This is a genomic window from Ramlibacter montanisoli (assembly GCF_013087525.1).
GTDB classification, from domain to species: domain Bacteria; phylum Pseudomonadota; class Gammaproteobacteria; order Burkholderiales; family Burkholderiaceae_C; genus Ramlibacter; species Ramlibacter montanisoli.
In genome coordinates, this window is the sequence record NZ_JABFCS010000001.1 from 2,448,207 (window position 1) to 2,464,251 (window position 16,045).

Genomic DNA, 16,045 nt, shown 5'->3' on the forward strand with positions numbered 1-16,045 from the left:
GAAAGTCTCAGTTGTCCCGGTGCACCACCATCTCGGCCAGGGCCAGCAGCGCGCGGGTGTCCGCGAGGCCGGTGGTGCCGAGCGCGGCGCGCGCCTGTTCCAGCAGTTCGCCGGCATAGGCACGGGCCCGGTCCAGGCCCAGCAGCGAAACGTAAGTAGGTTTGTCCTGGGCCGCGTCCTTGCCGGCCGTCTTGCCAAGGGTAGCCGAATCCGCGGTCACGTCGAGGATGTCGTCCACCACCTGGAAGGCCAGGCCGAGGGCCCGGCCATAAGTCTCCAGCCCCTGGCAGGCGCGCGCACCGGGCTCGCCGCAGGCGGCGCCCATCATCACGCTGGCCTGCAGCAGCGCGCCGGTCTTCAGGCGGTGCATGTGGCGCAGTTCGTCTTCGGTGAGCGACTTGCCCACGGCCGCGAGGTCGATCGCCTGGCCGCCCGCCATGCCGGAGTGGCCCGCAGCCCGGGCCAGCAGGCGGCACAGGGCGGCCTGCGTCCTGGCGGGAATGCCCGCATCGGCCGGCGCCAGCAGTTCGAAGGCGAGCGCCTGCAGCGCATCGCCGGCCAGCAGCGCGGTCGCTTCGCCGAAGGCCACGTGCACCGTGGGCTTGCCCCGGCGCAGCACGTCATTGTCCATGCAGGGCATGTCGTCGTGCACCAGCGAATAGGCGTGGATCAGCTCCACCGCGCAGCCCGCGCGCAAGGCCGCATCGAGGTTGCCATCCACGGCCTCGGCGGCGCCGAGCACCAGCAAGGGCCGCAGCCGCTTGCCGCCATCCAGCACGGCATAGCGCATGGCCTCGCCGAGCTGCGCGGGTGTGTCCGCCGGCACCCAGGCGGACAGCGCCTGTTCTACACGTTCCAGTCGTTCGGCCGACCAATCCCTCAGGTCGAAACTCACTCGCTGGCCCACGGCTTGAGCACGCCCGCGTCGAGCACCTTGATCTGCTCCTCCACCGCCTGCAGCTTGTCGCGGCAGAACCTCAGCAGTTCGGCACCGCGCTCGTAGCCGGCGAGGAGCTGCTCCAGCGGCAGCTGCCCGGATTCGATCAGGCCGGTGAGCTGCTCCAGCTCTTCCATCGCCGCTTCGTAGCTGGCCGGGGGTGTGAAGGGGGCTTGGACATGCAAATACTTGAAATCAAAGGTGGATTTTAGGCTGAGGACCCCCATGTCACCCCGGGGGTAGAATCGCCCTCCCTTCTCGTCGCGCTCCCAAGCGCGGCCCTGTCCCCTTCATAGGGGGAGTCTCTAGGTCAGGTGAAATGTCTGATTTAAGTCTTCAGTTACAGCAGGCCGCAAGCCAACTTCCCGTTTCCAGCTACTTCGACCAAGCGCTTTTCGAGCGCGAGATGGAGCTCATCTACCAGCGCGGTCCCCGCTACCTGGGGCATGAACTCGCGGTCCCGGAGCTTGGCGACTACTACGCGCTGCCGCAGGAAGGCGAGGGCCGCGTGCTCGTGCGCACGCCGCAAGGCGTCGAAGTCATCTCCAACGTGTGCCGACATCGCCAGGCGGTGATGCTGCGCGGGCGCGGCTCGGTCAACGGGCCGGCCGCCTCCGGGGGAACATCGTGTGCCCGCTACACCGCTGGACCTACAGCGCCGGCCAGGGTGCGAAGGCCGGCACGCTGCTGGGCGCGCCGCACTTCGCCACCGACCCCTGCCTCAACCTGAACAATTACAAGGTCCAGACCTGGAACGGGCTGGTCTTCGAGAGCAACGGCCTTGACGTGAACCGCGCGCTGGCCAGGCTGGGCCCGAAGGCCGACCTGGACTTCTCCGGCTACGTGTACGACCGCACCGAGATGCACGAGGTGGACTACAACTGGAAGACCTTCATCGAGGTCTACCTGGAGGACTACCACGTGGGCCCCTTCCACCCGGGCCTGGGCAACTTCGTGACCTGCGAGGACCTGCGCTGGGAGTTCGGCCGCGAGTACTCGGTGCAGACGGTTGGCGTGGCGGGCAAGCTCGGCAAGCCCGGCTCCGACGTGTACCGCAAGTGGCACGACGAGGTGCTGCGCTTCCAGGACGGGAAGGCGCCGAAATACGGCGCGATCTGGCTCACGCTCTACCCGAACGTGATGGTGGAGTGGTACCCGAACGTGCTGGTGGTCTCCACGCTGTACCCCAAGGGCCCGCAGAAGACGCTCAACGTGGTGGAGTTCTTCTACCCCGAGGAGATCTGCGCCTTCGAGCGCGAGTTCGTCGAAGCCCAGCAGGCGGCCTACATGGAGACCTGCGTCGAGGACGACGAGATCGCCCTGCGCATGGACGCGGGCCGCAAGGCGCTGATGGAGCGCGGCGACAACGAGGTCGGCCCCTACCAGAGCCCGATGGAAGACGGCATGCAGCACTTCCACGAGTGGTACCGCGAGGCGATCGGGCCGAACACGCCCCTCGTCTAGTGCCCAGCTTCCCCGGCGGCATCCACAGGGGCACGGTCGTGCCCTGGACCGCCGCAACGTCGACACCGACGCGATCTTCCCCAAGCAGTACGGCCGCTCCACGGCCAGGAGCGGCTACGGCCCGGTGCTGTTCGACAACTGGCGCTACCTCGATCCCGGTGACCTGGGCAGCGACCATGCGCTGCGCCGCCCCAATCCCGACTTCGTGCTGAACCAGCCGGCGCTGCGCGGCGCCACCGTGCTGCTGGCCGGCGACAACTTCGGCTGCGGCTCCAGCCGCGAACACGCGGTGTGGGCGCTGCGGGACTACGGCTTCCGCGCGGTCGTCGCACCCGGCTTCGGCGACATCTTCCGCGGGAACTGCGCGCTCAATGGCGTGGCACCCATCGTGCTCGCGCAGAACGACGTGCGCGCGCTGTTCGACCTTGCGAACGCAGGCGTGCTCACCGTCGCCATCGACGTGCACGCCGGCACCGTCACGGCCGGGCCGCACGTGTTCCGCTTCGCGCTCACGGCGCGGCAGCGCCTGCTGCTCACGCAGGACATCGACTGGATCGGCGCCACGCTGTCGCACCGCGAGCGCATCGCCGCCTTCGAGGCCGAGCGGCTGGCCCGCCAGCCCTGGCTGGCCCGGATGTTTCCTTCCTGATGCAGGCGCTCTGGATGCTGGCCGCGTCGCTGTTCTTCGCGACGATGGCGGTGTGCATCAAGGTCGCCTCGGCGTGGTTCACGGCCAGCGAGCTGGTGTTCTGGCGCGGCTTCATCGGCATGGGGATCATGGCGCTGTGGGCGCGTTCGCAGCGCACCTCGCTGGCCACGCACTACGCGGGCATGCACGCGTGGCGCAGCCTGGTGGGGGTGCTGTCGCTGGGCGCCTGGTTCTACGCCATCGCCGGCCTGCCGCTGGCCACCGCGATGACGCTCAACTACATGAGCAGCGTGTGGATCGCCGCCTTCCTCGTAGGCGGTGCGCTGGTCGCCTGGAACCCGCGCTCGGGCGCGCCGCTGCCGGGCCGCCAGGGCGCGCTGGCCATGACGGTGCTCGCGGGCTTCGCCGGCGTCGTGCTGATGCTGCGGCCCACCATCGAGCAGCACCAGGTGTTCGCCGGCTTGGTGGGCCTGCTGTCGGGGCTGCTCTCCGCCTTCGCCTACCTGCAGGTGATGGCACTGGGCAAGATCGGCGAGCCCGAGGTGCGCACCGTCTTTTATTTCGCCGTGGGCTCCGCGGTCGCGGGCGCGGCCGGCATGCTGGTGACGGGGGTGTCGCCCTGGGACTGGCAGCACGCGCTGTGGCTCCTGCCGATGGCGCTGCTGGCGTCGCTGGGCCAATGGTGCATGACGCGCGCCTACAGCCACGGCGCCACGCTGGTGGTGGCCAACCTGCAGTACTCCGGCATCGTGTTCGGCGCGCTGTACAGCCTGCTGCTGTTCGGCGACGACATCCCGCTGTACGGCTGGCTCGGCATGGGGCTGATCTGCGCGAGCGGCATCGCGGCCACCGTGCTGCGCGCGCGGGCGGCGCCCGACGCGCCCGGCGAAGAGCACTAGCCCGTCCGGACGCCTTGGCTTGCCGCCTTCGCGGGAATGACAAATCCAGTGAGAATGCGCGGATGTACACGACCCTCATCTCCGCCGGCCAGCTGATGGCCCTGCAGGCCGCCAAGGCCCGCCTGATGGTCTTCGACTGCAGCTTCGACCTGATGGACCCCACCCTCGGCGAAAAACAGTACCTTCAGTCCCACATCCCCGCGGCCGTGTTCGCCGACCTGGACCACGCCCTGAGCGACAAGGGCACGCCGGATCCCAAGACCGGCGCGCCGCAGGCCCATCAGGGCGCGGCATCGGGCGGCCGCCATCCGCTGCCCAGCCGCGAGAAGTTCGCGATGTGGTTGTCCGGCGTGGGCTTCGCCAACGACATGCAGGCGGTGGCGTACGACCGCAACGGTGCCAACTACTGCGGCCGCCTGTGGTGGATGCTCAAGTGGGCCGGGCACGAGGCGGTCGCCGTCCTCGATGGCGGGCTGCAGGCCTGGCAGGCGGCGGGCGGCGAAGTGCGTTCCGGGCCTGAGCCTTCGCACTTCCAGTCCAACTTCGCGCTGGGCGAACCGCTGCGCCGGCTGGCCACGCTGGAGGAAGTCGCCGCCGGGCTCGGACGCTCCCCGCAGACGCTGGTGGACGCGCGCGCGCCGCAGCGCTTCCGCGGCGAGGTGGAACCGCTCGATCCGGTGGCGGGCCACATCCCCGGCGCCCTCAACCGGCCGTTCGCGCAGAACATCGGCGCCGACGGCCGCTTCAAGCCGCCGCAGCAGCTGCGCGCGGAGTTCGAGCAGCTCCTGGACGGCCGCGATCCGGCGACTGTGATCCACCAGTGCGGCAGCGGCGTGAGCGCCGTGCCCAACCTGCTGGCCATGGAGCTGGCCGGCTACCCGCCCACCGCGCTGTTCGCGGGCAGCTGGAGCGAGTGGAGCCGCAACCCGAAGCTGCCGGTCGAAAAGGGCTGATCGCCCTTCGCAAAGAATAATGCCGGGACCCGCCCGGCATTTTTTCGTCCTTGCGCGCTTCAGGGCCGCTGGCCCACCGCACTGCCGGACGTCATGTTCGCACTGCCGCCGCTGCCCACGGTGGCGCCGCTGGCGGCGGGCGCGGAGCCCATCGCCGTGCCGCCACCGAGGCCGCCGTTCAGGCCCGTGCCGGACGATGCCGGCTGCGTTCCACCGGCATCGGCGGTACCTGAACCGGTGGTTCCCGGCAGAACGTTGACGCCGGCCTGCGAGCCGGTGGCGCCCGAGGGCCCGCCGGGGAGTGTCCGGAGCAGCCGGCCGCACCACTTCCGCGGTGCCGCCGGTGGTGCCCGGGCTGCCCGGTGCATTCGGGTTGGTGTCGGCCTGCTTGCTGCAGGCGGCGAGCGCCAGCGCGCCGGCCGCCACCAGGGTCGCGAGTGCCCAGGACTGGCGCGCCATGCTTAGCGGGTCGCGGAAGCGGCCGGGGTGGCCGACGTGGCGGAGCCGGAGCTCATGTCGGTGGTGCCCGTGGCGGAGCCGGTGGTGCCGGAAGCGCCCATGGAGGTGCCGCTGCCCGTGGTGCCCATGCTGGAGCTGGAGCCGGCGGTGGTGTCGGTGCTCGTGGACGGGCTGGTCGTGGTGGACGCGGAGCTGCTGGTGTCGGACGGCAGCGTCGTCGACGGCGTCGTGGCGGTGGAGGTCGAGGAAGGCGTCGAGGTGTCGGCCGGCGTGGTCGCGGTCTCTTCCTTCTTGCCGCAAGCGCTCAGGGTCAGGGCGGCCATCAGGGCCAGGGCGGCGCATTGGGCGATCGGGGACTTGATCATCAGGAACTCCTTGAGGGTTTCGTTTGGGGGAATTTCGATAGTGAGGACTGACAGCGCTTGCCGCTGCCTGCGGCTCACTTTAGTGCGGGTTATCCCTTGCTCTGTCGTCCCCTACTGTCGATGCCTGTAGGACAAGGCACGGCCGGGCCAGACTCTGGCACCGTTCTTACGAATCCCTACGCGAGCGCGGAAGCGAGCGCGTCTTCGCGCAGCGCGTCGGACACCGCGCGCAGTTCCTCCTTGCGCACCGAGATCGCGCGCGCCAGCGACTGCAGGTCCAGGCGCGCGGCCAGCGCGCGATTGAACACCTGCTCGCGCTCGTTGCGCACGTGCCGCTCCACGTAGTCCGACAGCACCGCCACGCGCGCGTCGTACAGCTCGTCCTCGGCGGCCGTCGCCAGGATCTGCGCGACCAGTTCGCGCTGGCTGCCATGCGCGCCCTCGGCCTCGTCGAGCAGTTCGTCGTCCTGCAGCGCTTCGCGCACGGCGGGATAGAACAGCTCCTCCTCCACCTTCGCGTGGATGGTCAGCTCCATGCAGATCTCTTCGGCCAGCGCGCGGCGCTGCAGCGCGGGCGCGCGCGTGCGCACCAGTTCGCGGTAGGACTGGAACAGGCCGTGCACCTCGAGGTGGTCGGCATCGAGCAGGTCGATGGCATCGGGCGCGCGCTTTTTCATGAGGTCCCACTCTAGAGATGGCCGCGTCGCACGCTGTCGGCACGATCGCGACGCGCATGTAGGAGAGCGGATGCTTTCACTTGCGCGGTCGCGCGCGCAGGGCTTTCTCGTAGGCGGCCATCAGCGGCGTCACCGAGATGCCGTGCACGACGATCGAGGTCACCACCACCGACAGCGTCAGCGCGATGAGCTGGTCGGCCAGCGGCCGGGCCAGCCCGTGGTTGACCGCGTACATGAGGTAGTACAACGAGCCCACGCCGCGGATGCCGAACCACCCGATCAGCCAGCGCTGGCTGCGCGACACCGAGCTGCGCGCCACGCCCACGCGCACCGCCAGCGGCCGGATCACCACCAGCAGCAGGGGCACGAACCACCAGGCCGACGCCTGCCAGGGCACCGCCCACAGCAGCGCGCCGATGGCGATCACGATCGCCACTTCGCCGATGCGCTCCACCTGTTCGTTGAATCCCAGCACGGCCTGCGCCATGAAGGCCGGCGCGTGCTGCGGATCGACCGCGACGTTCTCCGCGATGCTGCGGTCCGGATCGATCAGGGCCTGCTGCACGGGCGCCACGCTGACGTCGCCGCCGCCCTGCCTCTGCTCCAGCCGGCGCAGCGCCACGCCCGCGGCGAACACCGCGAGGAAGCCGTAGGCGTGCAGCAGGATCGCGCAGCCGTAGGACAGGCCGATCAGGCCCAGCGCGAGGAAGTCGTCCAGCCCCACGGCCTCCTTGTGCTGGCGCCGCAGGTGCAGCACCAGGCGGCCGATGCAGATGCCCAGGATCCAGCCCGTGCCCAGCCCCGCGGCCGTCGCCCACAGCACGTCCACCGCCAGCCAGCGCCAGCCGAACTCGCCCAGCTCGTGCAGCCCGAGCAGGCCCATGCCGAGCATCACGAAGGGAAAGGCGGTGCCGTCGTTCAGGCCGCCTTCGCCGGTGAGCGCGAAGCGCAGCTTGTCCTGGTCGCCCGGCTGCTGCAGCTGCACGTCCGACGCGAGCACCGGGTCGGTCGGTGCGAGGATCGCGCCCAGCAGCACGCAGGCTCCCAGCGGCAACTGCAGGAACAGCCAGGCGACGCCGGCGATCAGTGCCACGGTCACCACCATCGAGTTGAGCGCCAGCCGCACCGGCAGCGCCCAGCGCTTGTCGCTCATGCCCGGGCTGAGCTTCAGGCCTGCGGTGAACAGCGACAGCAGCACGACGACTTCGGCCAGGCGTTCCAGCAGGTGCGCGTTGGCTATCGGATCCGGCCCCATGAGGTCGAGACCCAGCGGGCTCACGGCCATGCCCACCAGCAGGTAGAGCATGGCCGTGGACAGCGGCAGGCGCTTGAGCACGGTGCCGCCCAGGGCCATGAGGACCAGCAGCAGGCCGACGATGACGGACCAGATCGCGAACTCCATGGCCGCGCATTCTTGGCCCTCTGTCGAGCGCGGACTGTGAGGAAATGCCCCGTGATTGCTGGACGGTAGCGATCACAGCCCCAGCAGTGCTTCGCGCAGCACGGGGCGGTACGAGGGATGGTCGTGCACGTCGTTGTGGCCGCTGCCCGGCAGCACCAGCAGGCGCGCCGAGGGCAGCACTTCCTTCAAGCGGTGCGCGTGGTGCACGCCGATCAGGGTGTCGTTCTCGCCGTGCACCAGCAGCACGGGGCCGCGGATGTGCGGCAGGTGCGCGGCCGTGTCCAGCGGATAGCGGATCAGCGCCGGCGGCACCCAGGGGTAGAACTCGCGCGTCAGGGCGCGGATGCTGGTGTAGGGGGACACGAGCACCGTGAGGTCGGGCGCGCGGCCGCGCTCGGCGAGCTGCCGCGCGAGGTCCGCCGCCAGGCCGCTGCCCAGCGAACGGCCATAGAGCACCACGCGCTTGCCCGCGTACTGCGCCGCCACCGCGTCCCAGACCGCCCGCACGTCCTCGCGCAGGTCGTGCGCGCTGGCGATGTGGCCCGTGCTCTTGCCGAAGCCGCGGTAGTCCGGCATGACGAGGTCGAAGCCCGCCTGCCGGTAGAAGTCCGCGTTGCTGAACCAGCCGGCCAGGTTGCCCGCGTTGCCGTGGAGGAAGAAGACCACGCCCCTGGCGTCGCGGTTCTGCAGGTGCAGCACGGAAAGGGTGGCGCCCTTCACTTGCACGGTGCGCTCGTGCACGTCCGGCTCCTGCGCCAGCGGGTAGTCCGCGGGCAGCGGCACCGGGTAGAACATCAGGCTTTCCTGCTTCCACCACAGGAAGGCCAGCAGCGCCGCGTAGACCGCGAGCGCGCCGGCGAGCAGGACCAGAAGGGTCAGCGGCAGGGCCTTCGGCATGCGCCGAGGGTACCCTGCCGGATCAGAGCCGGCCCAGGGCCGACATCAGCGCCTTGCGCACCGTGGGGAACTGGTGCACGTCGCTGTGGCCCGCGCCATCCACGCGCAGCAGTTCGGCCTTGTGCATCGCGCTGCACAGCTCCTCGCTGTGGCGGATCGGGATCAGTTCGTCCTTCACGCCGTGGATCAGCATCACCGGGCCGAGCAGCTTGGCGGCGTGCTCCAGCGTGTGCAGCGGGTAGCGCAGCACCTGCATCGGCACCCAGGGATACAGCTCCGCGGCCAGGGCGCGCATGCTGCTGTACGGGGACACCAGCAGCGTCAGGTCGGGCGCGCGGCCTTCCGAGCACAGCTGCGCGGCCAGGCCCGCGGCCAGGCCGGTGCCCAGCGACTGGCCCGAGATCACGACCCGCTTCCCTGCGTACATCGGCGCGAAATGCTCCCAGACCTTGTGCACGTCCGCGCGCAGCTGCTGTTCGCTCTCGATCTGGCTGCTGCTCTTGCCGAAGCCGCGGTAGTCGAACATCACCACGTCGAAGTTGGCCTGGCGGAACGCGTCCAGGTCCACGAACCATTTCTTCAGGTTGCCGGAGTTGCCGTGCAGGAAGAAGAAGACGCCGCGCGGATTGGGGCATTGCAGGTGGGCGACGGACAGTTGCGCGCCCGGCACGTCCAGCAAGAACTCGCGCGTGTCCGGGTCGGTGCAGATCGGCTCGTCGGCCGGCAACGGGTCCGGTTCGAACAGCAGCCGTTCCTGCCGGAAGTACAGCCAGCCGACGGCGCCCGCGTAGATGGCGCCGATGGCCAGCAGGACCGAGGCGGAGAAGATTGCGTAGACCATGTTGCCTCCTCCCCGCACCGCCTTAGCGATTGCGTTTGGCATCCGGATCACTCGGGCCGTTGCGGTCGGACATGCCGGCGGAAGGCGCGCCGAGCTCGCCGGCGTCGCTGGGGTTCTTCTCGTCCCAGGTGCGGCCCGCGGGCGTGACCTTGCCGCGCGGGTGCGCCATGTCGCCGTCCTCGAAGTTCAGCGCGCCGCCGCCCATGGGCTTGTCGTCGGCCGAGCCATGGTCGCGCTCGTTGACGCCGGAGGGCGACACGAGGTCGGGCTGCTGGTCGCTGGTCACGCCGATCTTGCCGGGGCCGTCACCCTGGTAGTCCTGGCCCGAGGGCTGGTCCTTGTCCTTGCGGGGAATCCCGTCGCGGGATCGTTCCTGGTTGGCCATCGCGGACTCCTTTGCTGCTGTTGTCTCGCCGGCCTTTCGGCCGCCATGGCATGCAGTGTTAGGGACGGCGCAATGGCAGACCTGTCGGCACTGCCCGGTGACTTGCGTAGGAGGCTAGCGCAGCAGGCAGCAGGAAGGACTACGAGCCGCCGGCGGGCCGGGAACCTTCGCCGTACAGGTGGCGCAGGAGCTCGCGCTCCCGTTCGCGCAGCCCCAGGCCTTCGCGGAAGTAGCCTTCCAGCGAGCCGTAGGAAGCGTCCACTTCCTCGAAGGCCGCATGCAGGAAGGCCGGCTGCACCCGCCACAGGACCTCCATGGCCTCGCGTGGCAGCCCCAGGCGGGAGACCTCGGGCAGCTGCAGCCGCTCGTTGGTCAGGAGGTAGTCGTGCATCACCTCCTCATCCGTCGCGCCGACGGCCTTGAGCAGCAGCGCCGCGGCGAAACCCGTGCGGTCCTTGCCGGCCGTGCAGTGGAAGACCGTCGGTTCGTTCGATGCCATCAGGTGCGCGAAGAACTCCGCGAAGCGCTGCGTGTTGTGCCGCACGAAGCCGCGGTAGGTGTCCTGCATGTGGGCCGTGACGTCGGGGCCGGTGAGCCGGTGGCCGGAGGCGATCAGCTCGTTGAGCCTCTGCACGATCGTGGGCTCGATCGGCAGGGAGTGCACGGTGACTTCCCGCAGGCGGCACATCGCCGCGCTGCGCTCCTCGACCCCGCGGAAATCGAGCACGCGGGTGATGCCCAGGGCGCGGATGCGTTGCGCGTCCGCTTCGTCGAGGGCGCCGAGGTGGTCGGAGCGGTAGAGGTGGCGCAGCGGCGTCCGCTCCCCTTGGCGGACGCCGACCTGGCGGAAATTGGAGGAAGAAGCGAAGCGCATTCCTCCATTGTGGAGGACCTGCGCCCGCACCCTTACTTGGTGCTGGGCGTGCTCTTCTTTTCGCCGCCAGCGGCGCTGCGCTTGCTGCTCGCCTTGCCCTTGGCGCTGGGCTTGCTGCTGGGAGACGACTTCATGCTGCTGGAGGACTTGCTGCTGCTGCTCTTGGCGCTGGGCTTGCTGCTGCGCGACGCGCCCGATCTGGAAGAAGAGGAAGAGGAAGAACTGCGCGATGCCATAGATTGCTCCTTGGGGGTGAGGGCCGTCGAATTCGTCATGCGGCCACGCAGCTCAATCTAGGCAGCCCCACCGCGGAGGCTGTCGGTTTGCCCAGTGCATCGGCGTAGGAATCGCCCTGCCCCGGCGATCCGGCGGCGGCGCGGCGCGCGGGCTAGCGCCAGGCGGCGCGTGCGCGCGCCCGCACCTGCATCACCGGCGCCTGCGGCTGCGCGCCGGTGCCGGGATGCACCGGGATGCCTTCGGGCCAGGTCAGGTGCTCGAACTGCGCCGCCATCGCCTCGCTGATGAAGCGCGTGCGGCCCGCATACACGTGGCGGTCGCCGCCGCCCGATTGCTGCGAGACGTAGAAGCGTTGCGGCACCAGCAGGTGCAGGTGTTCGCGGGCGCGCGTCATGGCCACATAGAGCAGGCGACGCTCCTCCTCGATCTCCTCGGTGGTGCCGGTGGCCATGTCGCTCGGGATGCAGCCGTCCACGACGTTCAGCACGTGCACCGCCTTCCATTCCTGGCCCTTGGCGCTGTGGATGGTGGACAGGATCAGGTAGTCCTCGTCGCGCAGCGGCGGGCCGCTCTGGTCGCTGGTCACCTCGGGCGGATCCAGCGTCAGCTCGGTGAGGAAGCGTTCGCGGCTGCCGTAGCCGGCGGCCAGGCGCGCGAGCTGTTCGACATCGAGCTTGCGCACCTGCGCGTCGTCGTGCAGGCGCTCCAGCTGCGGCAGGTACCAGGCCTTGGCCAGCTCCATGTCGGCCGGCCAGGCCAGTTCCGCGTCGTCCAGTTTCGCGAACAGCGCGGAGAGCTGCGCCCATTCCTCCTTCGCCTGCGCCGGCGGCTCGAAGGCCTGCAACGCCTGGTGCGGGTCGGGTGCCTGCGCCATCGCATCGAGCAGGCGCGTGGCGGTCGCCGCGCCTATGCCCGGCACCAGCTGCGCGACGCGAAAGCCCGCCATGCGGCCGCGCGGGTTGTGCGCGAAGCGCAGCACCGCCATCACGTCCTTGATGTGCGAGGCCTCCAGGAACTTGAGGCCGCCGAACTTCACGAAGGGGATGTTGCGGCGCGCCAGCTCCAGTTCGAGTGCCGCGCTGTGGTGGCTGGCGCGGAACAGCACGGACTGCGACTTGAGCGTGGTGCCCGCCTCGCGCTGGCGCAGCACCTGGTCGGCCACCCAGCGCGCCTGCTGCGCCTCGTCGGGCACCAGCACCAGCTGCGCGCGCTGGCTGGAGGCCTTGTCGGTGAACAGGTTCTGGCGTGGCGCTCGCGGGCGGCGGCGATCACCGCGTTGCTGGCGTCGAGGATGGGTTGCGTGCTGCGGTAGTTGCGCTCCAGCGTGACGACGCGCGCCGGCTGCGTGAACTGGTGCGGGAAGTCCAGGATGTTGCGCACGGTGGCGCCGCGGAAGGAGTAGATGCTCTGGGCGTCGTCGCCCACCACCGTCACGCCCTGCCCGGTGGGCTTCATCGCCACCAGGATCTCCGACTGCAGCCGGTTGGTGTCCTGGTATTCGTCGACCAGCACGTGGTCGAAGCGCGCGCCGACCTCCTCGGCCAGCGTGGGCTCGGCCATCATGTCGGCCCAGAAGGCCAGCAGGTCGTCGTAGTCCAGCACGTTCTGCTGCTGCTTGGCCTCGACGTAGGCGCCGAACAGCTTCTTCAGTTCGTCCTCCCACTGCGCGCACCAGGGATAGACGGACTGCAGCACGAGTCCGAGAGGATCGCGCGTGTTCAGCACGCGCGAGTAGATGCCCAGGCAGGTGCCCTTGAGCGGGAAGCGCTTCTTCGCATCCGAGAAGCCGATCTCGTGCCGCACCATGCCCATCAGGTCCTCGGCATCGCCGCGGTCGTGGATGGTGAAGGTGTCCTCCAGCCCGATGCGGTTCGCGTACTCGCGCAGCAGGCGCGCGCCGATGCCGTGGAAGGTTCCGCTCCAGGGCAGGTTGGGCAGGGCCTGCGTGCCGGCGAGGCCGAGGGCCTGCTGCAGCACGCCGCCGACGCGCCGCTCCATCTCCTGCGCCGCGCGCCGGCTGAAGGTGAGCAGCATCATGCGCTGTGGCTCCGCACCATGGCGGATCAGCGTGGCGACGCGATGCGCCAGCGTGTTGGTCTTGCCCGAACCGGCGCCCGCGATCACCAGCAGCGGCCGCGTGTCACCCGCGCTGTCGCCCGTGCCGTGCGTGGCGGCGTCCCGCTGCTGCGGGTTCAGGGAGGCCAGCGGATCGGGCGCTTCGGGGGACTGCATCGCTGTATATTAATACAGTGAGCGACAACATCCTCGTCGGCACCGCTTCCTGGACCGACAAGAGCCTGGTCGGCTGCGGCCGCTTCTATCCGCCCGCCTGCAAGACGGCGGAGCAGCGCCTGCGCTTCTACGCGAGCCAGTTCCCCATGGTGGAAGTGGACTCCAGCTACTACGGCATGCCGACGCCGCAGAACGCGCAGCTCTGGGCCGAGCGCACGCCGCCGGGCTTCGTGTTCAACATCAAGGCCTTCCGACTGTTCACGGGGCACCAGACGCCGCCCGAAACCCTGCATCGCGACATCCAGCAGGCACTGGGCCCGGACCTGGCCCGCACGCTGTACTACGCGGACCTGCCGCTCGACATCCGCGACGAACTGTGGCGGCGCTTCATCGAGGCGCTCGCGCCGCTCAAGGACGCCGGCAAGCTCGGTGCGGTGCATTTCCAGTTCGCACCCTGGATGCTGCGCAACCGCGCGAGCATGGCGCACGTCGAACACTGCGTGGAGAAGATGCAAGGCCACCTGCTCGCCGCCGAATTCCGCCACGCCACCTGGTTCTCCGGCGAGCACCTGGAGCAGACGATCGACTGGGAGCGCTCGCTCGGCCTCGTGCACACGGTCGTCGATTCGCCGCAGGGCTTCGCCAACTGCGTGCCCTGCGTGTGGGAGGTGACGAACCCGAGGCTCGCGATCCTGCGGCTGCACGGGCGCAACCGGGAGACCTGGAACCGGAAGGGCCTGGCCGCCTCCTCCGCGCGCTTCGACTACTGGTACAGCCAGGACGAGCTGGCCGCGATGCTGCCGGAGATCCGGCACATGGCCACGCTGGCGGACCATGTGCATGTGATTTTCAACACGAACAACGAGGACCAGGGCCAGGTCGGGGCCCGGATGATGCGCGAGCTGCTGCGGGTAAACGCGGCGTAAAACTCCGTACGCGGCCATGGGGCCGCATGCCAGCGGCTAGACTGCCGGCTGTTTACCGCGACCCTGGAGTGATTGCATGAAGCCGAGCCAACGTCGAACCCTGCTGGCCCTGAGCCTGGCTGCCTGTGCCGCGACGGCGCAGGCACAGGTGCGGGCACCGGGCAACGCGGCGCCCGCGCCAGCGCCCCCTGCCGCGTCCGTCGAGCGCTCCCCGCTCACCGACGGCGTGATCAGCAACCCCGAGTTCGAGAAGGCGGGCGAGATGTCGGCCCACGCATGGCTGCTGATGCTCGATCGCAAGGACTGGGGTTCGGCCTGGGACGTATCCAGCCAGCTGTTCCGCAAGAACGTCCCGCTGGCCGCCTGGATGGACAATATCCCGAAGCTGCGTGAGCCCTTCGGCGCGTTCGCGCAGCGCGAACCGCTGCGGGCGTTCTACAAGAAGACTCTCACCGGCCACCCGCCGGGCGACTACGTGACCGCCGTGTTCGTGACCCAGTTCGCCGGGAAGAAGGACGTGATCGAAACCGTCGCCACCATGCGTGACAGCGACGGCCGCTGGCGCGTCACCGGCTACCAGGCGCAGTAAGCGCTACACCGCGCGCTGGCCGCGCAGCGAGGCGCTGGGAAGCGCCTTGCCGGCCTTGGCGTGGTGCACGCGCAGCGCCGGCAACTGCCGGTCCACCCAGGCCTTGAGCACCGGGTCCTGCGCCTGCAGAGCCACCTTCTCGTAGTTGCCGATGTCGGCCTGGTGCGAGCGCAGCACCACCTCTTCGACGTAGAGGCGGTCGAACTTCGCCCCGTTCAGTTTCGCCAGATCCTTGAGCACCTTGCCGTGCTCGTTGGTCGGGATCGGCATGGCCATGCCGCGCGCGTGCAGCAGCCGCAGCAGTTCGGGCTGCGCGGTCTGCTGGCGCGCCAGCAGCGCGTTGGCCAGGTCCTTCACCGCCGGATTGTTCGAGCGCGTCGCGGCCAGCCGCGAGGCCTCGGCCCGGAAGCGCAGGTTGGCCGCGGCGATCTGGAGGAAGCGGCGTTCCATCCGCTGCGGCTGCGACAGCGGCTTCGCCTCCGCGGCCGCGGCGGCCGCATAGAGGTTGGCGCGCGGCTGCGCAAGCGCGGGCAGCGCCGCAAGCAAGGCGGCGGCCCCGAGAGCCACGACGGCGGTACGCATGGTGCACCTCCAGTTCACGCGGAACCTTCCGCTAATTCTTGCCGGCACCCATCGCCGCCGCGTTCTTGCCGGACTGCGGCAGCTGCTGCGCCGCGGCCAGGTGGTCCTGCAGCGTCGGCAGGGTCTTGTCCACGAAGGCCTTGAGCTCCGGATCCTTCACGTCCTTGCCCGCCTTGCGGAACAGCTTGATGTCCTTCTCGTGCGCCTTGATGCCCACCTTGCGCACGAATTCGCGGTCGAACTCGTCGCCGTTCTTCTTCTTCCCCAGCTTCTCGATGTCGCGCCGCAGCGCGCCTGGGCGCCGCCGGCAGTTCCACGCCGCGCGCGTTGGCGATCCTCACCAGCTCGTTGTTGGCCGCGGTGTGGTGGTCCACCAGCATGCCCGCGAAGCTCTTGACGTTGGGATCCGTGGCCTTGCTCGCTGCCAGCTGCGACACCTGCACCTCGAACATGCCGCTGTTGACGGCGTCGCCGATGAACTTGCGGTCGGCGCGGGCGACCGCGCCCTTGCCCGGCAGGTTGCGCGTGCCGGTGCCCGGCTGCGCCATCGGCGCGGACTGGCCGCCGGTGACGGAGCTGCCCGTGCCGGGGTCTGTGCCTGCGCCGGGCCGAACGAGAGCGCCAGCGCGAGCAGCGCAGGGACGGCGAACAGGTGTTTCTTCATGTGCTTTTCTCCC

At 69.6% G+C, this 16,045-nt stretch carries 18 protein-coding genes and 3 pseudogenes; 7 read left to right on the plus strand and 14 right to left on the minus strand.

Annotated features, from left to right (window positions below; translation table 11 throughout):
* Nucleotides 1-7 precede the first annotated feature (7 nt).
* On the minus strand, nt 8-895 hold the full coding sequence (locus tag HK415_RS12015) for a polyprenyl synthetase family protein (RefSeq protein WP_309246673.1): 888 nt from the start codon (nt 893-895) through the stop codon (nt 8-10).
* Nucleotides 892-1,164, minus strand: coding sequence for an exodeoxyribonuclease VII small subunit (locus HK415_RS12020; RefSeq protein WP_171559482.1), 273 nt, complete (start codon nt 1,162-1,164; stop codon nt 892-894). Before HK415_RS12020 ends, HK415_RS12015 begins: the two co-directional genes overlap by 4 nt.
* A gap of 92 nt (nt 1,165-1,256) precedes the next feature.
* Here HK415_RS12020 and HK415_RS12025 point away from each other — a divergent pair.
* From HK415_RS12025 to HK415_RS12040, 4 genes and pseudogenes are all read left to right on the plus strand, one after another.
* Nucleotides 1,257-2,401: pseudogene (locus HK415_RS12025) on the plus strand (aromatic ring-hydroxylating oxygenase subunit alpha).
* A gap of 43 nt (nt 2,402-2,444) precedes the next feature.
* Nucleotides 2,445-3,050, plus strand: a complete 606-nt coding sequence (gene leuD / locus HK415_RS12030; RefSeq protein WP_171563370.1) for a 3-isopropylmalate dehydratase small subunit — start codon at nt 2,445-2,447, stop codon at nt 3,048-3,050.
* Nucleotides 3,050-3,949 carry a DMT family transporter gene (locus tag HK415_RS12035; protein WP_171559485.1) on the plus strand — a complete coding sequence of 300 codons (900 nt, stop codon included), beginning with the start codon at nt 3,050-3,052 and terminating at the stop codon, nt 3,947-3,949. The genes leuD and HK415_RS12035 overlap by 1 nt, the downstream gene beginning before the upstream one ends.
* A gap of 62 nt (nt 3,950-4,011) precedes the next feature.
* Nucleotides 4,012-4,902: a sulfurtransferase gene (locus HK415_RS12040; protein WP_171559488.1), complete on the plus strand. Its 891-nt coding sequence runs from the start codon at nt 4,012-4,014 to the stop codon at nt 4,900-4,902.
* Nucleotides 4,903-4,961: 59 nt separating this feature from the next.
* On the opposite strand, the gene HK415_RS12045 is transcribed toward HK415_RS12040, so the two are convergent.
* The 8 genes from HK415_RS12045 to HK415_RS12080 form a co-directional block, all read right to left on the minus strand.
* Nucleotides 4,962-5,270, minus strand: coding sequence for a hypothetical protein (locus HK415_RS12045; RefSeq protein ID WP_171559491.1), 309 nt, complete (start codon nt 5,268-5,270; stop codon nt 4,962-4,964).
* A 93-nt stretch (nt 5,271-5,363) separates the two neighbouring features.
* Nucleotides 5,364-5,726: a hypothetical protein gene (locus HK415_RS12050; RefSeq protein ID WP_171559494.1), complete on the minus strand. Its 363-nt coding sequence runs from the start codon at nt 5,724-5,726 to the stop codon at nt 5,364-5,366.
* A 176-nt stretch (nt 5,727-5,902) separates the two neighbouring features.
* The gene (locus HK415_RS12055) at nt 5,903-6,403 is read right to left on the minus strand and encodes a hemerythrin domain-containing protein (protein WP_171559497.1); all 501 of its coding nucleotides are present in this window, start codon (nt 6,401-6,403) and stop codon (nt 5,903-5,905) included.
* Between the two features lie 76 nt (nt 6,404-6,479).
* Complete coding sequence (locus tag HK415_RS12060) at nt 6,480-7,805, minus strand: cation:proton antiporter (protein WP_171559501.1); 1,326 nt, start codon at nt 7,803-7,805, stop codon at nt 6,480-6,482.
* Between the two features lie 72 nt (nt 7,806-7,877).
* Nucleotides 7,878-8,702, minus strand: coding sequence for an alpha/beta hydrolase (locus HK415_RS12065; RefSeq protein ID WP_171559504.1), 825 nt, complete (start codon nt 8,700-8,702; stop codon nt 7,878-7,880).
* Nucleotides 8,703-8,724: 22 nt separating this feature from the next.
* Complete coding sequence (locus tag HK415_RS12070) at nt 8,725-9,543, minus strand: alpha/beta hydrolase (RefSeq protein WP_171559506.1); 819 nt, start codon at nt 9,541-9,543, stop codon at nt 8,725-8,727.
* Nucleotides 9,544-9,565: 22 nt separating this feature from the next.
* Nucleotides 9,566-9,928, minus strand: a complete 363-nt coding sequence (locus HK415_RS12075; protein WP_171559509.1) for a serine/threonine protein kinase — start codon at nt 9,926-9,928, stop codon at nt 9,566-9,568.
* Between the two features lie 139 nt (nt 9,929-10,067).
* Nucleotides 10,068-10,802, minus strand: coding sequence for a tyrosine-protein phosphatase (locus tag HK415_RS12080; RefSeq protein WP_171559512.1), 735 nt, complete (start codon nt 10,800-10,802; stop codon nt 10,068-10,070).
* A gap of 36 nt (nt 10,803-10,838) precedes the next feature.
* On the opposite strand from HK415_RS12080, the gene HK415_RS12085 reads away from it, so the two are divergent.
* Complete coding sequence (locus tag HK415_RS12085) at nt 10,839-11,099, plus strand: hypothetical protein (protein WP_171559516.1); 261 nt, start codon at nt 10,839-10,841, stop codon at nt 11,097-11,099.
* Between the two features lie 91 nt (nt 11,100-11,190).
* Here HK415_RS12085 and HK415_RS12090 read toward each other — a convergent pair.
* A pseudogene (locus HK415_RS12090) lies at nt 11,191-13,271 on the minus strand (ATP-dependent helicase).
* Nucleotides 13,272-13,288: 17 nt separating this feature from the next.
* Between HK415_RS12090 and HK415_RS12095 the strand changes: the two are divergent.
* Together HK415_RS12095 and HK415_RS12100 are read left to right on the plus strand one after the other, a co-directional pair.
* Nucleotides 13,289-14,197: a DUF72 domain-containing protein gene (locus HK415_RS12095; RefSeq protein ID WP_171559519.1), complete on the plus strand. Its 909-nt coding sequence runs from the start codon at nt 13,289-13,291 to the stop codon at nt 14,195-14,197.
* A gap of 76 nt (nt 14,198-14,273) precedes the next feature.
* Nucleotides 14,274-14,786: a DUF4019 domain-containing protein gene (locus HK415_RS12100; protein WP_171559522.1), complete on the plus strand. Its 513-nt coding sequence runs from the start codon at nt 14,274-14,276 to the stop codon at nt 14,784-14,786.
* 3 nt (nt 14,787-14,789) lie between these two features.
* On the opposite strand, the gene HK415_RS12105 is transcribed toward HK415_RS12100, so the two are convergent.
* From HK415_RS12105 to HK415_RS27060, 3 genes and pseudogenes are all read right to left on the minus strand, one after another.
* Entirely contained in the window at nt 14,790-15,368 is a 579-nt protein-coding gene (locus HK415_RS12105; protein ID WP_171559525.1) for a DUF4142 domain-containing protein, read from the minus strand.
* 31 nt (nt 15,369-15,399) lie between these two features.
* Nucleotides 15,400-15,657 (minus strand): DUF4142 domain-containing protein, encoded by a 258-nt coding sequence (locus HK415_RS27055; protein ID WP_373684648.1) that lies wholly within the window; start codon nt 15,655-15,657, stop codon nt 15,400-15,402.
* Nucleotides 15,656-15,916, minus strand: a pseudogene (locus tag HK415_RS27060) (DUF4142 domain-containing protein); the annotation flags it as partial. The gene HK415_RS27055 and the pseudogene HK415_RS27060, both read right to left, overlap by 2 nt.
* Nucleotides 15,917-16,045: the final 129 nt, after the last annotated feature.